Origin of the sequence: Undibacterium sp. Ji50W (assembly GCF_049340445.1) — a bacterium.
Taxonomy (GTDB): Bacteria; Pseudomonadota; Gammaproteobacteria; order Burkholderiales; family Burkholderiaceae_D; genus Undibacterium.
Window position 1 is genome coordinate 813,497 of record NZ_JBMPOX010000001.1, and the last position, 19,434, is coordinate 832,930.

Sequence of the window (19,434 nt, forward strand, 5' to 3'; positions counted from 1 at the left end):
GACGCTACTTACCTTACAATACTACATCCCGCAGTTCAGAATTTCGTATGGCCTTATGCAATAATTTTAGGGCATTTTTATGTAATTGCGAAATCCTGCCCCTGGTTAACTGTAAAGTCTCAGCGATTACATTAAAAGGCAGATGGTTCAGGTAGTGCGATTTAATAATAATGCGTTCTTTATGTGGCAAACGATCGACAAGTGCCCTCACCTTCTCGCGCAACTGTTTTAACTCCAAACCGCCGTAAACGCTATCTTCAATAGTGGCTTCAGCATGATGATAAGCGAGGGGGTTATCTAGCATATACCCTAAGGCAAAGCTAATAGCGATCTCAGCCAATTGCTGGAAAGTATCCAATTCGGGCTCAGAAATAACTGATTTTACTGATAAGCGTCGCTCCTCATACAGCCGCTTTCGGGTCGCTATTTGCTCTCGCTTCTCGGTCATCTGTTCCAAGCCATTCAGAACTGAACCATTGATGCGATGAGAAGCAAAGGTGGTAAACAATATCCCTTTAGTATGGTCAAACTGATCCACTGCATGTATCAACCCCATGCTGGCTAGCTGCATATACTCTGCAAAATCGAGATCATTATCAATGCGTTTTGCGAAAAGCTTGGCTGCTAGTACACGTGCAAACGGCAAATAATTTTCTATTAATCGCTGACGTGCCAAGTCATCCCCACTTTGCATGCTATTCCATAAAATTGCTTCTGCTATTGGGGGTGTTGAGTCGTATTTTTGCGATTGATCTATCTTCGACACGTGGCGAATAAACTATTGAAAAGTACCCAGCAAGGCTCGTATGACGATATTCCAGCCATCAATCAACACGAACATCAGTATTTTCAAGGGGAGAGAGATTGATACAGGAGGCACCATCATCATGCCCAACGACATCAAGATGGTGGAGACAATTAAGTCGATCAAAACAAACGGCAAAAAGATGACGAAACCGATTTGAAATGCAGATCGCAACTCAGATAACATGAATGCAGGTATTAACTGTACCGTTGAAATATCATCTATGGTCTTTGGTTCAGGGCTTTTGGCAATTTCTACCATTAGCTGTAAATCCTGCTCACGCGTTTGGCGCACCATAAATTCTCTAATAGGCTTTAATCCATTTTCAAACGCAGGCCCGGCGGCCATTTTTCCATCCATAAACGGTTGAAAAGCGTTTTGATTTACTTGCGTCAGCACTGGTGACATAGTGAACAATGTCAGGAACAAAGCCAAGCTGATAAGCACTGTATTGGGAGGCGTTTCAGGCATGCCAATAGCATGTCGCATCATCGAAAGAACAACAATGATACGAATAAACGAAGTCACTGATACCAATAAGGCCGGTGCCAGGCTCAGAACCGTTAACCCTAATAGCACTTTCAGCGCAGCAGATACTTGCGACGTTTGCGAGATATCATTCGCAACACGCACATCTATGCCAGGCAACGAGAAAACGGAGCCGTTGGCAGCCATACTTTGACTAACTGCGAACAGGGTCAATATGAGCAAGCCAGCTTTCAGGCATTGCGAGAGCCGGGTCTTAAACATCACTCGCCACACTTTCATCCTGAGGCTTGACGGGGCTACTATTGAGCAGTTGCAAGCCATGCGTGCTTTCGGCGATCAACAATTCTTCCCCATTATATTCAACAACATACAGCATGCTTGTTTTGCCCAGGCGAATGGCTTCGACAGTTCTCAGCCTGCGTGAAGACTTGATCCCTCCACCCCCGATTTTATCTCTATACCGTTTCAGGCCAAGGACAATGCCGTAAGCTGCGCAGGATGCCAGGAACAAGGCTGCAATACTCTGATAAGCCATCGTATCATTCGATTGCTTGTCTTGCTTGAACGGGATGGTCGTATGTGGAGTGGCAACAGAAGTTTGGGCCACGGCCATTCCAGCTTCGAAAAAAATTCCGAATGCAAAGAAGCAGCGCAGATACCATGCTTGCACCAAATAACGAAACATTACTTTTTGTCCGATTGCGGCAACTCAGAAATTTGCACGCCAAAATTGTCATCGACAGCAACCAATACACCTCTGGCAACCACATTGCCATCCAATAAAACATCGACAGGTGCATCAACAGCAGTATTTAATTTCAGAATATGGTTCTCTCGCATAGTCATGAGTTCGCCAATACTGACCTCGGTCTCCCCTACCCTGATTGAGAGTTTGACTTTTACGCCCTGGACTACATTCAAATTACCATTCAATAAAGATTGACCTGGCGCATGTGCGCTCAACTCTGATAATTCGATGGCGTGTGTTGATGAATTCATTTTGTTTCCTATTTACTCTACTATGCTGCTTATCATTAGCATCAATGAGGTTTTACGACTTCGATAGCAAGTGATCCTGCTGAGCTACCAAGATGGGCATTACATACAGTAATATGATCCGCTGTCATCACCCTCAAAGTCTGGTCTAGCTTATTGGGCAATTTCAATACGTCACCAATAGCCAAGGTACTCAAGTATCCCAGAGTCAATTCGGCGTCACTTACTTCTACATGCAGGTTCACCGGTGTTTTTTTCAAAGCTTCATGCAAAGAAATCAGCCCCAATTTTGAGCGTGCCGTTTGCGTCTTCCCGATTTGAGGTATTGCTGCAGTTGGCAGTAAAACGCGTAGCACGTTTGCCCCGATACTTATCTCGCAAATAACTGCACCAGATCCACGTTTGAATAAATGTGCCGGGGGTAAAAAAACGGCCGATTCTGGCTGAATTTCAAGCTGGCAGATCGCACTGATGATTTTGTCGATGAGTTCATCCAGCGCTTCCACAATTACTTTACCGGCAAATGAAGCACTTTTATTTCTTTCAACAGTAGCATCTGCCTTATCCAGTCCAAATACAGATTGCTCCAGGCTACGGGCCAAGGCTTCTGGAATTTGGAACCAAACAGTGCTGCCATTTTGTAAGTGCCGCTGCCCGCAGTGAGCGTTCAAGAAAAAATCGGCTTTGTATTGGCTTGCGGGTACGCAAGAGGCCGTATTTTCCGCCGGTAGATCCCAAGACTTGGCCCATAGTTCCAAACTGTTTTCGACTTGAGCCGAAATCGCATTGGCAATACTATTTTTCAGCAATAAATAAGGAGACACATTCACTATCGCACTTAGCCTTTCATATGCAATAAGGTATCCAACATTTGATTCGCTGTACTAATCAACTCTGACGATGCCTGATAACCGCGTTGCGTAATAATGATCTCGCTAAATTCTTTAGACAAATCTACATTGGAGCCTTCCAGGGATCCGCCATCAATGGTACTCAAATTACTGCTTGCCACACCGAGGGAGACATCTTGCTGACGTGTACTCTTGAATTTATTTCCGCTGATGGCTACAAGGTGGTCGGTAGAACTGAAATTAGCCAATGCCAATGTTTGATTCTTTGATGTCTGGCCATTGGTATAGGAAATAACCAGGTTACCTTGCCCATCAAAACTTGCATTGGACATATCCCCCTGCGCAAAACCGTCAATACTTGCAACCGCCAGTGTCGACGCACCTGTCGCGGCACTGGTGGTGCTGGCGTCGAGAGTCATCGTGAGCGAGAGAGGCGCAACGCCTGAAGGTGAATAGGTAAAGGCAACTGAGTTGTGCGCTGAATCCAGTACACCGCTGATGAACTTCACTTCACCTGTGCCTACCGTATCATTGCCATCCTTGATGGTTACCAACCAACTGCCAGGTGTTGCAGCGTTATTATTTTTAAAGTTGACCGCAAGCGTGTGCGTACCGCCGACCGCATCAGTGACAATGACACCGCCAACAGCTTTATCTGTATCGGCAGTTGATAAACGGCCGGATAACTGGATAGCCTTGGTTGCCGAGGCAGCATTTGTCTTTAAGCCTGTGATGCTGATATCTTGCAACACGCCCTGGTTCGTCAGTGCCTGCACATGATTACCATCAGCATCAACCAAAAAGCCTTTGCTGTCGAATTTGAATGAGCCATCACGTGTATAGAAAGTTTGGCCCTGGCTATCGCGCAATACAAAAAAACCATTACCATCGACAGCAACATCCAGGTCATTACCGGTCTGATTGATCTGTCCTTGTGCAAAGTTGACCACGCTAGGCAAAACTGCCAGGCCAGCACCTGAAGCCGCGCCCTGGTGGCCACCACTGGCACTATCACCGTCATGCGAGAAAAAACTGCTGAATTTGGCGTTCGAGCCTTTAAATCCAGGCGTGTTCAGATTGGCGACATTATTACTAATCGTCTGCAATTCTTTCGAAAAGCCAGTCAATCCGGTCGTTGCAATTTTTATTGAGTTCAACATAATGATTCCTTACCGAAGTGGCTTTAACGAATATCAAAGACTTGTTTGAGTGCGATGCCGGAAATATCCTGTCCTGTTGTCGGATGTATTGTCAGCACAGGCGCATTTCCGCTAACAGAAATATCGGTGACAGTTCCTGTTGCGGTCGTTCCACCATTAGTAATGCTCACCACATGATTGAGCAAACCTACTGACTGCACGGCGGTTTGCACTGCCAATAACTGGTCGACACTCGCTTTCAATTCCTGAGTTTGCGCCAACTGAGAGAACTGGGCCAGTTGCGCGACGAAAGCGGTGTTATCCATAGGTTTCAACGGATCTTGTGCATTCAATTGCGTCAGCAGAATTTTCAGAAAATCCTGTTGATTAATATGCGCCTGCCCACTTGTTGCAGAGCTTGCAGGACTTACACTGTTGAGTGCCATATTAGTGTGCTTTCTCTAAGGAATTGATGGATATATCGCGGGTCTCTTTGCCATCCAAAGGCTGCGCGAAATCATCGTCTTTCAATAAAGATGCTTCATCTTCTGTGTCGGCATCTTTATATTTAAAAACGAGTTCTCCGTTAATCGTTGCGCCATTCAGACGCAGGCCTGATTCTGCCATTTCACTTGTCAACTGCTTGATAAGCAAGGGAGTCTGTTCAGCACTGATATCCTGATCTCTGATCCAGACGTTAACATTTTGATCGTCAGTCGTCACGTGCATCATGCGTTTTTGCCAGACTTGTTTATCCTGTGCAGGCTCTGCAACATGCCCCATTTCTTCTTCAGTGGCATCCAAATCTTCACCCTGAGATTCGCTTTGGTCAAGATGGCTTGCACGAGATATGTCACGTGAAAACTGAGAAGTACGTGGCGATATCGGTTGCACCGAAATCACATCAACAGAATTGTTCTTGCCTGGCAGTGAGCTATTTTTAAGGGCCTGGGCTGCAGCATTGCCAGTTGACACCGTTGGCTGAGAAATAGCAGAACTCCCGGCCCGGCTAATGTCATATTTACCTGGTATCAAATCGAGCTTCTGGTCTGCTTCAGCATTAGCCGCAATCACATCCGTCGTTGCATCGCTTGCGGTTGAAACCGTTTGTGCAGATGTTCCCTGATGGTTGCCATCAACTTGCCTTTGTTCTACCGCTTGAGGATCATTTCCCTGAGTGCTATCGTTGACAACATTGCCGGATTTCGCAGCTTGCGGCGTCACTGGATAGATTTCTCTTTTTGTAAGCGCTGCTTTTTCCTGGGAATAAGCTTGCTCTGATAATGGCTTCCCATAATTTGACTCAGGTTTCATACTTGGCTTTTGCGCCTGAATGGGCGACGCATTAAAACTGCCGTGCTGATTGAAATCAGACAACATGGAAAGTTCCATTTGACGTAGCCAGTTTTCATGTTGGCTATCCAGGTCATTTTTTACGGTATGCAAATCACGTTTGCTTATATCAGCAGGTAATTGCAAAAATGCGCTAATCTTTGTCACGTTGATTTCCTCCAGTGCATACGCTGCAGCCAATTGTCGTCTGACAATTGATATTCTTTTTTCGCTGCTTCCTGATCAAATTCATTGCCTACTACTTCTTTATTTTTTTCAAGATTATCGACAAACTTCCTGACTTCATTCAGTTTTAACTGCGCCTCGTCACGTGTAACAACAAATTCCCGCAATTGAATGCTTTCTTCCTTCTGTTGACGCTGTATCTGCAACATGTAGTTATGTGCCATGCGCTGGGCGTCAATGTTGATAATGGCCGCATGCTGTCTTTGCTTCATCAAATCCATACGTGCTGATGCTATTGCCTGATCAAGGCTATCAACTTTCAATTGCTGCTGATTCACTTTGGCATTGTGTTCTGCCAGGTCCTGAAACAGGTCATTCATCTCCCACTCGGTCTTCTTGAGCACAGGGTCCAGGGCATAATGAAATCCGCGTCGGTCTTTTGTCATTGCAACGCGCCTTCACTTAACACTTTATTGCCGGCAGCATTTGCCATGATAGCGCGTAGTTGCGCCAAGACTTGTCGCCGATCAAGCACGGCTTCATCCCGCTGACGCAAAAACTTGACCAGTTCAGGCCACAACTGAATCGCCAAATCAATCTCTGCACTACTGCCAGCGCGATAAGCACCCATGTCAATCAACTGACGATTACGTTCGTAAGTTGCCATACTTTCCAGCGCATCATGAACCAAATTCTGATCTTCGGACGAGATCAGATCGCCCAATAAACGACTCACACTATGCAATACATCAATTGCCGGATAATGCCCCTGCTGGGCAAGCCGGCGGGACAGCATGATATGTCCATCCAATGTCGCTCGTAACATGTCAGAGACTGGCTCGTTGAAATCATCGCCTTCCACCAGTACCGTATACAAGGCCGTAATCGCCCCACCCGATGACGCCGTTCCACAACGCTCACACAATTCAGGTATTTCCGCAAAAACAGATGGCGTATATCCCCTCGCCGTTGGCGGCTCACCTATCGACAATCCAATTTCACGCTTCGCCATCGCAAATCGGGTTACCGAATCCATGGTCAGCATGACTTGTTTTCCGTTATCGCGAAAATACTCAGCGATGGCCGTTGCCGCATAGGCTGCACGGGCACGCGCCAAGGCAGGCTGATCAGAAGTAGCGACAATCACTACAGACCGCTTTATGCCCTCTTCTCCCAAATGCTTTTCAATGAACTCCCGTACTTCCCGTCCACGCTCACCAATCAAGGCAATCACATTCACATCGGCAATCGTATGCCGGGCGATCATACCCAATAGCGTGCTCTTACCCACGCCACTGCCCGCAAATATACCGACACGCTGGCCTTTACCTATCGTCAGCATGCCGTCAATACAACGTACGCCCGTCTCCAGAATGTCGGTAATACGCGGTCTGGAAAGCGGATTCAAAGGCATCGCTTTCAAAGGGCGGTATTCAGATGCTGGCTTCAACGGCAAACCATCCAGAGGTTCCCCAAAAGCATCAATGACCCTGCCTAATAAATGCTCTCCAACAGCAATACGCGGCAATTGTCCCGTTGCGAGAACTTCACTTCCAACACCGATGCCGTGAATTTCCCCATAAGGCATCAGCATTACCCGTCCATCACGCAAGCCAACTACCTCTGCCTTTAATTTGCGGTCACCATACCGGGTTCGTATTTCACAGATTTCACCGACCAGCACATCTGGGCCAGTTGCTTCAATACTTAACCCAGCCAATTGGCGGACGTGACCTAGCTTTTGAACAAAGTCAGCTGCTTTGATAGCGTTGAGAACAGCTTGCATCAAAGCGCTCCCATCCAGGCAAAATATGCACACAATGCATTTCCGCACAGTGCTAGCCTGGTGTCATGATCAAAAACAGATTTCATGCTCATCGACCAAATACCCGCAAAAGGCGTTGGCTCCAACTATTCGGCCGGGCTTCATCTTCGTTCGTATTGAATGACGCATTGCGAGCGAGTTTCAATTCTTGAAGTAAATGAGACCTCAAACTTTGCCTTGCACGTGGTCCTGGCTGTGGTAACTGCATATGCTTGAGTTTGTCCGCCTGAGCCGAAGTCATGGATGCAAGATACTCTTGCTTCCATGGCCAGTTCTCTAAAGACAACACCTGCTTGATCAGCCAAACAGGCTCACCTCTCAAAAGCAGTTGCATATCTGCCGCAGACGCGGCTTGTAATGCATCAAGTTTGCCACCAGTTTCAGAAATACCTAAATTAGCCAGCATACTCCGATCCGCAGGGATGCCTAAATCCTTCAACTCGGCAAGATGGCTGCGCAGCGTCACTTGATCATCTTTACTCAACTGATCAAGTATCCAACGTTGATCCTGTACACCAAGACCATGAAGCAGCAAAGCTGATTGCCTGTGTCCGGACATTAGTTACGCTCCAGCGAGTTTTCCGTGGAGCTTTCCAACCAGCCTGTCACTTGCGCCAAAAGCCGCTTTCTTTCATGCTCACTCAAACTTCTGACGGGTGCAGCGCGACGTGTCAAACGGATAGCAAGTATGATCAGGAAAAATCCAGCCAACCCAGCCAAAGTCCAAACAATATATTCATTCTTATACACAAAACCTTGAGATGCAGTATCTGCAACGGCCTTCCCGGGTAATGGCAAAGGCACTTCATCAATCAATGTTTCTTTTGTAGAAGAAGCGACTTCGGTGGAAGGAATAGTCGAAATCTGTTCAACTGAATAAACCGCAATGATATCGCCACGCGCCTTATCAATACCAACGGCAGCAGCGAGCAACTCTTTCAAACGCTCTTGCTGTGAAGGTTGCAAGCTATGGTGAACCACGACGGCAATATTAAGATGATTCACCGCGCCAGCAGCCGAAATGACCTGCTCGACCTTGCGTCCAACCTGGTATTCAACTTCACGGCTGCTCTGGGTAAGGTCACCAGTAGCGGGGTTATTTGTGGTTTCCGCCTTATTGCCACGATTCGTTTCATTCGCAGTCTGCTTGTCCCTGACAATCACGCCGGTAGGCTGGCCTTCAAATTTGGAATCAGCAGCCAAAGGGCTTTCAGTGGTCGTCTTCTTTTGCTCATGATTCAGTGTGACATCAACACTGGCAATTCCCTGCCCCACACCAAAAGTCTTGTCCAACACTTCCACGACTTTTTTATTGAGATACGCTTCAATCGCACGTTTTTCATCCAGGCCGCTGGATGACGAAATCATATCCTGTCCGGGTTCGCCGCTTTTCTTTGTCAGGGCAATGCCATGCTGATCCAATATCGTGACATCATTGGGCTTGATGTCTGGGACAGCCGCGCCCACCAGACGCTGTATGCCCTGTATTTGTGCCATATCCAGAGTCTTGCCGGGTTTGACCGCAATCGTGATGGATGCTTTTGGCTGAGTGCCAATTTTCTTGAACAAAGCTTGTTCGGCCAATACTAAATGAACCCGTACTGACTGCACTTCGTCCAGCGCAGAAATCGTGCGCGTCAACTCGCCTTGCAAGGCACGTTGATAATTGATCTTTTGGGCGAACTCGGTCATGCCAACTTCGCTGTTATTGAACAGTTCAAAGCCGACAGCACCACGCAAAGGTAATTCCTTACCAGCCAGCTTAAGACGCGTCTTGTACACCATCTCGGCAGGCACAAGAATGGTATTGCCGTTACCCACCAGGCGGTAAGGCACCTTCATCTGATCCAGTTCAGCCACCATGGTCGATGCATCCTGCGGTGCCAAATCGGCAAACAGAACCTGATAATCGGTACGCAAAGTCATGGCACCAATTGTTACGGTAGCGATTACGATCAGCAAAACACCAAAAATCAGACCAAACCGTGCGCGGCGATCAATACGCCGCCAATATTCAATAAAATCGTTCACTTGCTATTGCCTTAAACTTGCATCTGTAAAATTTCATGGTAGGCATCCAGCACGTGATTCCTGACTTGCATCACGAGTTGCATAGACAACTTGGCTTGCTCAAGGTTGATCATGACCTGGTGCAAATTACTGGCGTCGCCTGCTGCAAGTTGCTGCACACCTTTATCGGCCGTTAAGAGCTGATCATTGACCTGTGACAATTGCTCTGAAAACCAGTTTGCAAATTGTGCTGTTGGTGGTGCTGAAAAAGATTGCCCCACTCCTGAAGTTCCAGCCAAATTCAATTCGGGCATGGAAATCGCAGGTAAAAAATTGATTGCGTCGACAGTCATCATGCGCCTCCCAGTTCCAGTGCTTTCAAGGCCATACGTTTAGCCGCATTCATCGCCACCACATTGGCTTCATAGGCACGCAAAGCGCTGGAGATAGTCACCATTTCTGTTACGTGATTGATGCCAGGCATGGATACATAACCCTTGTCATCAGCATCAGGGTTACCCGGTTCATACACCTTGCGTGGCGCGACATCCACTTCCTCGACTTTGGCGACTTGCACGCCACGTAAAGTGGCACCAGACATGCGCTCGAAATCAACGGCAAAATTGTCACTGGCCTCAACCACCTTCACACGCAAAGGTTTGTAAAGCTTGCCATCCGCGCCTTTGGTGCTGTGCAGGTTGGCAATATTGTTCGCTGTTGTATCCAGGCGCAGCTTTTCTACATTCATGCCTGTCGCGCTGATCGCGAATGCATTACGATAATCCATTAACGTTTCCCTTCAGCTACGGCCGAACTCAGTATGGACATATGTTTGCCCATTGCTTTCAGTAAAGCTTCATATTGCACCGTGTTTTGCGCCATATTCGACACTTCTGTATCCAGCAGTGCTGTACGGTCCGCATCCGTTACAGGTGCCAATCGCTCTATAAATGGCAGTACACCGCGCAACATATCTGGCTGTACGGTTTTCCCTTGCGCCAGAGTGGAACGAATGGCGTCCATCTGCTGTTCAAAATTGACGGTAGCAGGGCGGTAGCCAGCCGTATTCACATTGGCGATGTTATTGGCAATAGCCTGATGCCTGAGACTGGCCGCATCCAGGGCCGTCTTCAGCATATCCATCGTGACTGCTTCAGTTTGTCCAAACATCTGAATTTCCAAAATGAGTTAATTGGTTAATTGGATAATAGTTGCTACGTCTTTTCGTACACATTACTGAATAATCAAATCTGCCCGTAACGCCCCTGCTGCTTTGACAGCGCGCAAAATGGAAATAATATCCCTTGTGCTGGTTTTAATCCGGGTCAGAGCCTGAATCAAATCTGCGACCGTGTTGTTGGACGCGCTGACATAACCGGATTCAGATTTTTCGGACACATTCACGCGAGAATTTGACACCGTTTCGGTACGTATTTCTGCCGCTGTATTTCTAACCAAAATAGGCTGCGAAACCGAGTTATCTGTGATGATGGACAATTTAAGATCACCGTGAGACACAACCACCTTCGCAATACGCACATCACCACCAGAAACGATCGTGCCGGTCCGTTCATCGATTACCACCCTGGCACGGGTATCAGGTTCTATATTGATTTTTTCTATGCGTGTCACAAAATCGACCAGATATTCACGATTCGCTTCCGGTACGCGGATTTGCACACCTTCCGCATCTTCTGCCTTGGCCAACTGCTCACCAAACGCTTCATTGATTGCTGCAGCAATTCTTGAAGACGTCGTATAGTCAGCATCAGTTAATGTAAACGTCATCGTATTTTCACGACTCAATATCTTGGCCTGTACACCGACTTCCACGATGGCACCAGCGGGAATAGAACCAACCGTCGGGTGATTTTTTTGTGCGACATTGCCATTCATATCGTACTTGTAACCACCGACAAATAAAGCCCCTTGCGCCAGCGCATAGACTTTGCCATTGGGTGCTTTCATCGGTGCCGTCAGCAAGGTACCACCTACAAGGCTGCGTGCATCACCTATCGACGTTACCGTGACATCAATGGCATCCCCCTGCCGCGCGACAGGAGGAAGTTTTGCAGTAACCATCACAGCGGCAACGTTGCGACTTAACACCAGATCAGGCTGCACCGCCACATCAAATTGTGCCAATACATTCGCTATCGATTGCCTGGTTGCCTTGTTATTGGGTGAGTCGCCGGTATTCGCCAGACCCGTTACCAGCCCGTAACCAACCAGCGCATTTTCACGCCAGCCAGAAAATTTGCCGATATCCTTAAGCCGCACCAACTCAGCGCCTGTCACGTTGCCACTGAATGCCAGTGCCACCAAGACAAAAAAGAAACCACGTAATGGGGAACGAAATAAAAACATCAGAATCCCACAAAGCTAAATAATTTGGACCAAAACCCGGGACGCTGATGATTCGCCAGTTCACCGTCACCGGCATAACTTATTTTGGCATCAGCCAGTCTGGTAGATAAAATTGTATTATTGTCTGCAATATCAAGTGGCCGTACTCGCCCTTCAACAGTGATTCTTTGCTGATCGGAATTAATTTCCAGCAATTGCTGGCCCTTAACCAACAGGTCACCATTCTCTTCAATGCCCATGACGGTCACACTCATTTGTGCCAGCAATTTTCCACTACGCTGCACCGTACCGCCACCATCAAAATCATTATTGACCGAAATACGTGCCTGATTATTTTTTTGATTGAGCCCTACCTGCGCACCAATTTCACTTTTTCTTTTCAAATTAGTATCAGCATTGGAAGATGCACTTGAACTTTCGTAGATCAACACAGTCAATACATCACCAGGTAACTGCGCACGCTTGTCCGATGCCAGTGACCGATAGTTGTTCTCATTGTATAAATTATCGGCCCATGCCAAAGAAGGCAGTGCCGACAATAACAGCATGAACGCAAAATAAAATGGTTTCATTATTCTCATTTTCCGATGATCTTCGCAACACCCGGGGCCACCACAACCGCAGCGATGGTATCTGTTGCCGCAGTTGGCTTTACCTGTATGCGTTGACCAATTTCGCCATCAGCCATGGCAATACCACGAGATTCCAGTATCAGTGCACCAGCGCTCAACAGCAAATTAATAGTATCACCATGGCTGATAGCCATCGGCACCTGAATATAACTGCGGGTTAACGCCATGCCTGCCTGAATATTTCTTTTCAGGTTACCCTTCAATGCCGCACAATCAGCCGGCACATTGGTGCCATCCAGGCTGGCCACATCCAATTCCTGAACCAACAAATCTTCACACGTCGGCGTTACACCCTTGGTCAGATCTCGCTTGGCAACCAGCGCTTTATCAAATACTTTGACTTTGACTGGCACGCGTACCGAACGACTAAACACACCACCAACAGTAATATCCAGCCATACCGCGACCTTGCTGTGCATCGCATCTGCCATGGTCAAAGGACGAGGTTTAATATCAATCTTACCTTCGGCCAGCAGTAACTCTGGAAGACGTTCTGCCAATTCCACTTCAACCTGGTTTTGACCGGTACTCAGTATTTCTTTTACATATGACTCAGCAACAGCAAGCAATTGCGCATTGTCAAAAAATTTTGCCAGTCGTTCTACTTTAACAGCATCTGCGCCGCGCCACTCTATGCCTTGTGCCTGTCCATTGGCGCGCACAATCCTGTCAATTTCTTTGCGGCTGTAACGCACGCTGTAACCAGGCAAAGGCGCATTTCCAAGATCAATTGAACCCAGGGTTTTGCTCATTGCATCACCTGGTTTTGCATTATCTGCTTCAATCTGAATAATATCTGCCAGCTTGACTCTTGGTGCGTTGACCATCGCTTCCGATTTCAGGGACGCAACCACACCTGCCATGGCAGACGTAGCAAACATTCCAAAACCAAATAAAAGCAAGGCAAGAAAACGCATGGTCAATATCAATTTAGCGACGCAGATTATTCGTCAAAGACATCATTTCATCCGACGCCTGCACGATTTTCGAACTCATTTCATACGCACGCTGGGCAATCATCAGTGTCACCATTTCATCCACCAGGGAAACATTCGAGCCTTCCAGGGTATTTTGTGCAACAGTGCCAAAACCAGCCACACCTGGTTTGCCATATGTTGCATCACCAGAGGTCGCCGTTGGCTGATAAACCCCACTTGCCACCATTTTCAAACCAGCAGGATTGGAAAAATTCACCAACTCAATTTGCCCCACCTCGGTAGCTTGCGACTGGTCTGCGCCCTGCGCCATCACCTTGCCATCGGTACCGATAACAATACTGGTCAAATTAGGTGGCAAATGAATCGAAGGTTTTAACACCTGGCCACTGCTGGTCGCCAAATAAGAATCCTGATTCACCTGCAAGGTACCACCACGCGTATAACCATGGCTACCGTCAGCCAAGGTCACTTCAATAAAACCACTGCCATTGATCGCGATATCCATAGGCGAATTGGTTTGCGTCAGCGCACCGGCGACAAAATCCCTGGACACATTTTCTATGCCTATACCCAAGCCTACTGGGTTCAGCGTTGCCAAAGGGCTTTGCGAAGACGCACTGCCATCAACATGCAGCATCTCTTGAAAATTGACACGGCCTTTTTTGAAACCAGACGTGTTTACATTCGCCAAGTTATTGGCAATGGTATCAATGCTCGTTTGCTGAGCTTGCATACCTGTGGCGGCGATATAAAGGGAATTATTCATAAATTTCTGTTTTCAATACTTTTCTATGCTGTGAATACTTTTTGATGAGTACAAATCAGTGTTTTTTAAAACTCACCCAGTTTTTGTATCGCCGTGTTCAGCATCTCGTCATATCCTTGAAACAGCTTTTGAGCCGATTCAAAGTGTCTTGTTGTTTCCATCATGGCGACCATCTCGCGCATCGGCGTGACATTCGAATTTTCCAAAAAGCCTACCTGGATTTCCGATTTGCTTTCCACCGCCTTATTTTCCGCATTAGCTGGCTGTATCAGCCCGCTAAGCGTTTTAACCAAATTCTTGGGATCATCAAACTTCATGATCTTCAATTGGCCAATCTGTGTTTCACCCTGCATCACACGCCCAGAATGATCAACACTGACGTCATTTCCACGCACCTGAATATCACCACCCAACCCCTGTACGGCATACCCCTGTGAAGAAACCAGGCGGCCACTGCCATCCACATGAAAATCTCCTGCCCTGCTATAGGCCAAACCTTCCGGTGTCATCAATTCAAAATAACCGTCACCCGCAATTGCAAAATCCCAAGGCTTGCCCGTTTGCTTGATTGCGCCTGTAGACAAATCCAAGACGCTACCCAGTACATTCGATTTTTCAACAGTACGGCTAACGTCCCCGGCAAGTTCAGTTCCTTTCATGACTGCATCAAAAAGGCTGGACAGCGGCTTGGCAGTAGGGATAGCGCGCTTATAACCAGGCGTGGCCACGTTCACCATGTTCTGGCTGATGGTGTCCATATACTGCAGATCATTCTGCATACTCTGCACGGCGGTGATTAATGCATTTGCCATCTGGTTCACTTATCAATTTATGGGTTCAACAACATACACTGCGATCGAAGGCTACTACAACGACAAAGTTGCAAAAGCACGCAACTCTAAAGTATTCGGCACTTCAGCCAACGACACCACCCGCAATTGTGGCACCATGCGTTCAGACAATACGCGCATATGTCGCCTCAATTCTGGTGCACACAACAACACCGGTAACAAATTACTCTTCATCATTTTTTCTGCATGCCTGGCCACACCGGTAATCACCTGTTCGGCAAACTTCGGCTCCACCACCATCGCACCACCCGCTTCCACTGCACGTATGCTTTGCATCAAATTGTGTTCTATCGTCGGGTCCAGCGTCAGTACTTGCAATACATTGCTGCCTTGCGTCAGTGACTGGCAAATCAACGCCCCCAAACGCTGCCTGACCATTTCAGTCAGGTACAAGGTGTCCTTGTTAATCTTGGCCGCATCAACGATGGTTTCCACAACCGCATCCAGGTTGCGGATGGAAACTTTCTCTTTCAATAAATTCTGCAATACTTTTTGTATCTCACCTACACCCAACACCGTTGGCACCACTTCTTCCACCAGGCCCGGCTGCGATTCACGCACACGCTTTAACAAGCGTTCAGTTTCCTGACGGGTTAACAAGGTGGCAGACTGCTGACGCAATACTTCGCACAAATGCGTCATAAACACCGTAGGCGGTTCTACCAGCGTGTATTTACCTGCCCTGGCTTCCTCTGCCTGTGATTCTTCTATCCACAATGCTGGCAAACCATAGCTGGGCTCCTTGGTTTCAACGCCTTGCAATTTGATACCCTCAACCGCTGGTTTTATTGCCAGCAATTTTCCCGGCATCAAATTACCGCCGGCGACTGTCACTCCAAAAATCACTATCTCATACGCATGTGCCGCCAGCCTGGCACCGTCACGGAAACGAATATTCGGCACCACCAAGCCCGATTCCAGTGCATATTGCTTACGGAAAGCAGCAATGCGCTCGCCAAAAATAGCGCGTTCAGTTTCCAGCATCGGTGTCAAATCCACACCCAGCAATACCTCGGCAGCTTCAACTGGCAACAAGCCATAAGCATCTTGCTCTTTGTCCGCTGATTTTGCAGCAGCACCAGAAGCGGCATCAGCAGCAGCCCCCTGCCCTGCTTCATCTTCTTCCTGATTGACCGCACCACGACGAAACATCACCAATGCCACATAAAAGCTGATTAATATAAGCACTGGCCACGCCGGAATACCCGGCAAAAATAACAAGCCCAGCAATGCTGCAGCCACCAGCCATAAAGTTTTGGTGAACGACGTAATTTGCTGAAATGCTTCAACACCCAAATTCGTGTCAGAAGAAGAGCGCGTTACAATCAAACCCGTGCCCACTGAAATAACCAGTGCAGGCACCTGCGTCACAATACCGTCACCAATGGTCAGCAAGGTATAACTTTTCAACGCCTGGTCCCAATGCATACCCATTTGCATGACACCAATCACCAGGCCACCCACGCAATTAATCAGCATGATGATAATGCCGGCAATGGCGTCACCCTTGACGAACTTGCTGGCACCATCCATGGCGCCATAAAACGCTGCCTCTTTACTGATGTTCTTGCGGCGGCGCTGCGCCTCTTCCTGATCAATAAAGCCCATATTCAAATCAGCATCAATACTCATTTGCTGACCAGGCATGCTATCCAGCGTAAAACGTGCAGCCACCTCTGATACCCGCTGCGCACCGTTCGTCACCACCACATACTGCACGACCACCAGGATCAAAAACACGATCAGGCCAATCACATAATTGCCGCCAACCACATAAGAACCGATGGCACCAATCACCCTGCCCGCATCCGCATCGCGCAAAATCAGGCGCGTGGCAGAAATATTCAAAGCCAGCCGGAACAAGGTTGCCACCAGCAACATAGACGGAAAGGTAGAAAACTCCACCGGCTTCGCCATGTAAAACGTCAACAACAAAATCAGCAAGGCAAAACTAAAATTCGCCAGAATCAAAAAATCCAGCATCTCTGACGGGATAGGCGCAAACAACATGAACAACACGCCCACCACCAGCAACACCATCACGATGTCAGTATTTTTCTGCAATACCTGTCTTAATGCACTCATGTAAACGCCCCACGCACAGAACCTGCATTTGCCTGCTGACGATTCTTGCGCATCGCATAAACCCAGATCAAAATTTTCGCCACTTTAGGATACATATCCTCAGGCACAAACTGATCAGAATTCAGGCGCTTATATAATTCCCTCGCCAATGGCGGGTTTTCCACCACTGGAATATGATGCTGCCTGGCTGCTGCACGCATTTTTGCAGCCAGCTCACCCTTACCCTTGGCCAACAACTTCGGCGCTGGCATTTCACCATGGCGATAAGATATCGCCACAGCAATATGGGTAGGATTAGTAATCAACACATCTGCTTGCGGCAACTTGCCAACGGCCTGCGACTGCTTCAACAACTCCATTCGCAACTGCTTGATGCGCTGACGTATACGCGGATCGCCCTCGCGCTGCTTATGTTCATCACTGATATCTTTATGACTCATACGCATTTTTTTTGCAAATTCCCAGCGCGTATACAACAAATCAATCAAGGCAATGATCAGAATCGCCAAAAACAACTTAAACAAAAACGGCCCGATAGTGCCCAGCACGATCCCAGCATGCGCACGTGCATTGATATAAGTCAGCTTCAGCATCTCCGGCATTAAATGCATGAGCGCACCCCAGCTTACGCAACCAAGAATGGCCAGCTTAACCAGGCTACGCAACGCATCATAAATAAGACGCTTGGAAAAAAGACGCTGCAGGCCAGTGGCCGGATTTAACTTGGTAAAGTCTGGCGTAATCGGATCAAAACTGAAAATACCACCCACCTGCCCCACATTCGCCACAATGGCAACCACGCAAATAGCGATCAACAGTGGCGCAATGGCACCCATGCTATCCACCAAGGCATTCAACAACCACTGCATGGTCGTCACGCTTGACCAATCTGCCCGCCCTGCGTCTTGCAGCAATTGCTGCGCAATACCTAATTCTTGCCTGGCGATGCCAGGCCCAACCGCAAAGCAAATGCCGACCAGTGCTGCCAGTACAGCAGCAAAAATCGCCTCATTACTTTTCGCAACCTGCCCCTTCTTTTGCGCTTCGCGCAGTTTATGGGGCGTGGCTTCCTGGCTTTTGTCAGTATCTTCAGACATTTACAGCATGTCCTCCCAAAACCCGAACAAAGAACCAAATGCCTTCGTTGCCACAGACGCAAAATGACCACTGACATACGCCAGCACCGCCAAGCCCACCGCAATCTTGATCGGCACGCTCAACATAAAAATATTTAACTGCTGCAAGTTACGCGACAGTACCGCAAGACCAATCTCAACCAGAAAAAGACAAAAAAATGGCGGTGCAGCAAGCATCAAACCATAACTGAACACCGTGCCAAACTGCCTGGCCAACAACATAGGCGGCGGCAATTCCAGCATCTGACCAAGTGGAATTTTTTCAAAAGAATAAGCCAGTCCGCGCAACAAGGTATGGTGCGCATCCATCGTAAAAAACAGCGCCAGTGCCACCATACCGAACAAAGCAGCAATCAACGGCGCATGACTGCGGGTAGTCGGGTCAAAAATATTGGCAATATTGAAGCCGATTTGCAAATCCAAACAATTGCCCGCAAATGAAAAAGCAGCAAACGCCACAAAAATACCAAATGCCATCAATGCACCCAGCATCACCTCACCCAAGCCAGCCATCACCAGGCCAAACAAATCCGTGGGAACAGCCGCCGGCGTCAACTGCATGCCAGACACCAAAGAAAACGCCAGCGTCGCCACCAAAATGACGCGAATACGCATCGGCAAGCCCAGTGCCTGCCAGATGGGCGTCATCAGCAATAAAGCGGCCAAACGAAGGGAACACAATAAAACGGCAGTTACCCAACTAGCAGATGCTGTAAAAATCATGGGCAACTAAAAATAATTGGGAATATTTGTGATCAACTCTCGTGCAAAAATCAAGAGCTTGCGCAACATCCACGAACCAAACACCGTCAACGCCAAAATGGTCGCCACCAGCTTAGGGATAAAGGTCAGTGACATATCCTGAATCTGCGTCACCACCTGTAAAACACTAACAGCCAAACCAACGACGAGAGTACAAATAAGAATAGGCGCACAAATCAACAGTGCGCCCCATAATAATTGCTCCATCAAGTGCAGTGCAACATCAGACCCCATTACCCAATTCCTTCAAGCCACTTCCCTAAA

Annotated in this window: 24 protein-coding genes; all 24 read right to left on the reverse strand. The window is 47.8% G+C overall.

From position 1 onward, the window contains the following. Positions 1 to 13 precede the first annotated feature (13 nt). On the reverse strand, positions 14 to 766 hold the full coding sequence (locus ACO0K9_RS03645) for a sigma-70 family RNA polymerase sigma factor (protein WP_422981850.1): 753 nt from the start codon (positions 764 to 766) through the stop codon (positions 14 to 16). 12 nt (positions 767 to 778) lie between these two features. Further along, entirely contained in the window at positions 779 to 1,555 is a 777-nt protein-coding gene (gene fliP / locus ACO0K9_RS03650) for a flagellar type III secretion system pore protein FliP (RefSeq protein ID WP_422981852.1), read from the reverse strand. Then, on the reverse strand, positions 1,548 to 1,979 hold the full coding sequence (locus ACO0K9_RS03655; protein WP_422981854.1) for a flagellar biosynthetic protein FliO: 432 nt from the start codon (positions 1,977 to 1,979) through the stop codon (positions 1,548 to 1,550). Before ACO0K9_RS03655 ends, fliP begins: the two co-directional genes overlap by 8 nt. Continuing rightward, a complete protein-coding gene (locus tag ACO0K9_RS03660) occupies positions 1,979 to 2,293 on the reverse strand; it encodes a FliM/FliN family flagellar motor switch protein (protein WP_422981856.1) in 315 nt (104 codons plus the stop codon). Before ACO0K9_RS03660 ends, ACO0K9_RS03655 begins: the two co-directional genes overlap by 1 nt. A 41-nt stretch (positions 2,294 to 2,334) precedes the next feature. Further along, positions 2,335 to 3,114: a FliM/FliN family flagellar motor switch protein gene (locus ACO0K9_RS03665; protein ID WP_422981858.1), complete on the reverse strand. Its 780-nt coding sequence runs from the start codon at positions 3,112 to 3,114 to the stop codon at positions 2,335 to 2,337. Between the two features lie 14 nt (positions 3,115 to 3,128). Beyond that, entirely contained in the window at positions 3,129 to 4,301 is a 1,173-nt protein-coding gene (gene flgF / locus ACO0K9_RS03670; protein WP_422981860.1) for a flagellar basal-body rod protein FlgF, read from the reverse strand. Between the two features lie 23 nt (positions 4,302 to 4,324). Further along, the gene (locus ACO0K9_RS03675; RefSeq protein ID WP_422981862.1) at positions 4,325 to 4,726 is read right to left on the reverse strand and encodes a flagellar hook assembly protein FlgD; all 402 of its coding nucleotides are present in this window, start codon (positions 4,724 to 4,726) and stop codon (positions 4,325 to 4,327) included. 1 nt (position 4,727) lies between these two features. After that, a complete protein-coding gene (locus ACO0K9_RS03680; RefSeq protein ID WP_422981864.1) occupies positions 4,728 to 5,780 on the reverse strand; it encodes a hypothetical protein in 1,053 nt (350 codons plus the stop codon). Next, on the reverse strand, positions 5,777 to 6,244 hold the full coding sequence (locus ACO0K9_RS03685; RefSeq protein WP_422981866.1) for a hypothetical protein: 468 nt from the start codon (positions 6,242 to 6,244) through the stop codon (positions 5,777 to 5,779). Before ACO0K9_RS03685 ends, ACO0K9_RS03680 begins: the two co-directional genes overlap by 4 nt. Continuing rightward, a complete protein-coding gene (locus tag ACO0K9_RS03690) occupies positions 6,241 to 7,584 on the reverse strand; it encodes a FliI/YscN family ATPase (protein WP_422981868.1) in 1,344 nt (447 codons plus the stop codon). Before ACO0K9_RS03690 ends, ACO0K9_RS03685 begins: the two co-directional genes overlap by 4 nt. Before the next feature lie 88 nt (positions 7,585 to 7,672). Then, a complete protein-coding gene (locus ACO0K9_RS03695; RefSeq protein ID WP_422981870.1) occupies positions 7,673 to 8,182 on the reverse strand; it encodes a hypothetical protein in 510 nt (169 codons plus the stop codon). Then, on the reverse strand, positions 8,182 to 9,654 hold the full coding sequence (gene fliF, locus ACO0K9_RS03700; RefSeq protein ID WP_422981872.1) for a flagellar basal-body MS-ring/collar protein FliF: 1,473 nt from the start codon (positions 9,652 to 9,654) through the stop codon (positions 8,182 to 8,184). Before fliF ends, ACO0K9_RS03695 begins: the two co-directional genes overlap by 1 nt. 11 nt (positions 9,655 to 9,665) lie before the next feature. Then, positions 9,666 to 9,947, reverse strand: a complete 282-nt coding sequence (fliE, locus tag ACO0K9_RS03705; protein WP_422981874.1) for a flagellar hook-basal body complex protein FliE — start codon at positions 9,945 to 9,947, stop codon at positions 9,666 to 9,668. A gap of 38 nt (positions 9,948 to 9,985) precedes the next feature. Continuing rightward, a complete protein-coding gene (gene flgC, locus ACO0K9_RS03710) occupies positions 9,986 to 10,420 on the reverse strand; it encodes a flagellar basal body rod protein FlgC (protein ID WP_422981876.1) in 435 nt (144 codons plus the stop codon). Continuing rightward, a complete protein-coding gene (gene flgB / locus ACO0K9_RS03715; protein ID WP_422981878.1) occupies positions 10,420 to 10,803 on the reverse strand; it encodes a flagellar basal body rod protein FlgB in 384 nt (127 codons plus the stop codon). Before flgB ends, flgC begins: the two co-directional genes overlap by 1 nt. A 63-nt stretch (positions 10,804 to 10,866) precedes the next feature. After that, positions 10,867 to 12,000 carry a flagellar basal body P-ring protein FlgI gene (locus ACO0K9_RS03720; RefSeq protein WP_422981880.1) on the reverse strand — a complete coding sequence of 378 codons (1,134 nt, stop codon included), beginning with the start codon at positions 11,998 to 12,000 and terminating at the stop codon, positions 10,867 to 10,869. Further along, complete coding sequence (locus ACO0K9_RS03725; RefSeq protein WP_422981882.1) at positions 12,000 to 12,572, reverse strand: flagellar basal body L-ring protein FlgH; 573 nt, start codon at positions 12,570 to 12,572, stop codon at positions 12,000 to 12,002. Before ACO0K9_RS03725 ends, ACO0K9_RS03720 begins: the two co-directional genes overlap by 1 nt. A 5-nt stretch (positions 12,573 to 12,577) precedes the next feature. After that, a complete protein-coding gene (gene flgA, locus ACO0K9_RS03730; protein ID WP_422981884.1) occupies positions 12,578 to 13,513 on the reverse strand; it encodes a flagellar basal body P-ring formation chaperone FlgA in 936 nt (311 codons plus the stop codon). Positions 13,514 to 13,562: 49 nt separating this feature from the next. Continuing rightward, a complete protein-coding gene (gene flgG / locus ACO0K9_RS03735) occupies positions 13,563 to 14,336 on the reverse strand; it encodes a flagellar basal-body rod protein FlgG (RefSeq protein ID WP_422981886.1) in 774 nt (257 codons plus the stop codon). A gap of 65 nt (positions 14,337 to 14,401) precedes the next feature. Beyond that, a complete protein-coding gene (locus tag ACO0K9_RS03740; protein ID WP_422981888.1) occupies positions 14,402 to 15,148 on the reverse strand; it encodes a flagellar hook-basal body protein in 747 nt (248 codons plus the stop codon). Positions 15,149 to 15,202: 54 nt separating this feature from the next. Continuing rightward, positions 15,203 to 17,272, reverse strand: a complete 2,070-nt coding sequence (locus tag ACO0K9_RS03745) for a flagellar biosynthesis protein FlhA (protein WP_422981890.1) — start codon at positions 17,270 to 17,272, stop codon at positions 15,203 to 15,205. Next, the gene (locus tag ACO0K9_RS03750) at positions 17,269 to 18,369 is read right to left on the reverse strand and encodes an EscU/YscU/HrcU family type III secretion system export apparatus switch protein (RefSeq protein ID WP_422981892.1); all 1,101 of its coding nucleotides are present in this window, start codon (positions 18,367 to 18,369) and stop codon (positions 17,269 to 17,271) included. Before ACO0K9_RS03750 ends, ACO0K9_RS03745 begins: the two co-directional genes overlap by 4 nt. Then, the gene (locus ACO0K9_RS03755) at positions 18,370 to 19,131 is read right to left on the reverse strand and encodes a flagellar biosynthetic protein FliR (protein WP_422981894.1); all 762 of its coding nucleotides are present in this window, start codon (positions 19,129 to 19,131) and stop codon (positions 18,370 to 18,372) included. Between the two features lie 6 nt (positions 19,132 to 19,137). Beyond that, on the reverse strand, positions 19,138 to 19,404 hold the full coding sequence (fliQ, locus tag ACO0K9_RS03760) for a flagellar biosynthesis protein FliQ (RefSeq protein ID WP_422981896.1): 267 nt from the start codon (positions 19,402 to 19,404) through the stop codon (positions 19,138 to 19,140). Between the last annotated feature and the right edge of the window lie 30 nt (positions 19,405 to 19,434).

Bases quoted from the DNA above. Each gene is read 5' to 3' on its own strand.
- fliP (WP_422981852.1), bottom strand. From the start codon at position 1,555: ATGTTTAAGACCCGGCTCTCGCAATGCCTGAAAGCTGGCTTGCTCATA.
- ACO0K9_RS03655 (WP_422981854.1), bottom strand. From the start codon at position 1,979: ATGTTTCGTTATTTGGTGCAAGCATGGTATCTGCGCTGCTTCTTTGCA.
- ACO0K9_RS03660 (WP_422981856.1), bottom strand. From the start codon at position 2,293: ATGAATTCATCAACACACGCCATCGAATTATCAGAGTTGAGCGCACAT.
- flgF (WP_422981860.1), bottom strand. From the start codon at position 4,301: ATGTTGAACTCAATAAAAATTGCAACGACCGGATTGACTGGCTTTTCG.
- ACO0K9_RS03675 (WP_422981862.1), bottom strand. From the start codon at position 4,726: ATGGCACTCAACAGTGTAAGTCCTGCAAGCTCTGCAACAAGTGGGCAG.
- ACO0K9_RS03685 (WP_422981866.1), bottom strand. From the start codon at position 6,244: ATGACAAAAGACCGACGCGGATTTCATTATGCCCTGGACCCTGTGCTC.
- ACO0K9_RS03690 (WP_422981868.1), bottom strand. From the start codon at position 7,584: ATGCAAGCTGTTCTCAACGCTATCAAAGCAGCTGACTTTGTTCAAAAG.
- ACO0K9_RS03695 (WP_422981870.1), bottom strand. From the start codon at position 8,182: ATGTCCGGACACAGGCAATCAGCTTTGCTGCTTCATGGTCTTGGTGTA.
- fliE (WP_422981874.1), bottom strand. From the start codon at position 9,947: ATGCCCGAATTGAATTTGGCTGGAACTTCAGGAGTGGGGCAATCTTTT.
- flgC (WP_422981876.1), bottom strand. From the start codon at position 10,420: ATGGATTATCGTAATGCATTCGCGATCAGCGCGACAGGCATGAATGTA.
- flgB (WP_422981878.1), bottom strand. From the start codon at position 10,803: ATGTTTGGACAAACTGAAGCAGTCACGATGGATATGCTGAAGACGGCC.
- ACO0K9_RS03720 (WP_422981880.1), bottom strand. From the start codon at position 12,000: ATGTTTTTATTTCGTTCCCCATTACGTGGTTTCTTTTTTGTCTTGGTG.
- ACO0K9_RS03725 (WP_422981882.1), bottom strand. From the start codon at position 12,572: ATGAAACCATTTTATTTTGCGTTCATGCTGTTATTGTCGGCACTGCCT.
- flgA (WP_422981884.1), bottom strand. From the start codon at position 13,513: ATGTTTGCTACGTCTGCCATGGCAGGTGTGGTTGCGTCCCTGAAATCG.
- flgG (WP_422981886.1), bottom strand. From the start codon at position 14,336: ATGAATAATTCCCTTTATATCGCCGCCACAGGTATGCAAGCTCAGCAA.
- ACO0K9_RS03740 (WP_422981888.1), bottom strand. From the start codon at position 15,148: ATGGCAAATGCATTAATCACCGCCGTGCAGAGTATGCAGAATGATCTG.
- ACO0K9_RS03745 (WP_422981890.1), bottom strand. From the start codon at position 17,272: ATGAGTGCATTAAGACAGGTATTGCAGAAAAATACTGACATCGTGATG.
- ACO0K9_RS03750 (WP_422981892.1), bottom strand. From the start codon at position 18,369: ATGTCTGAAGATACTGACAAAAGCCAGGAAGCCACGCCCCATAAACTG.
- ACO0K9_RS03755 (WP_422981894.1), bottom strand. From the start codon at position 19,131: ATGATTTTTACAGCATCTGCTAGTTGGGTAACTGCCGTTTTATTGTGT.
- fliQ (WP_422981896.1), bottom strand. From the start codon at position 19,404: ATGGGGTCTGATGTTGCACTGCACTTGATGGAGCAATTATTATGGGGC.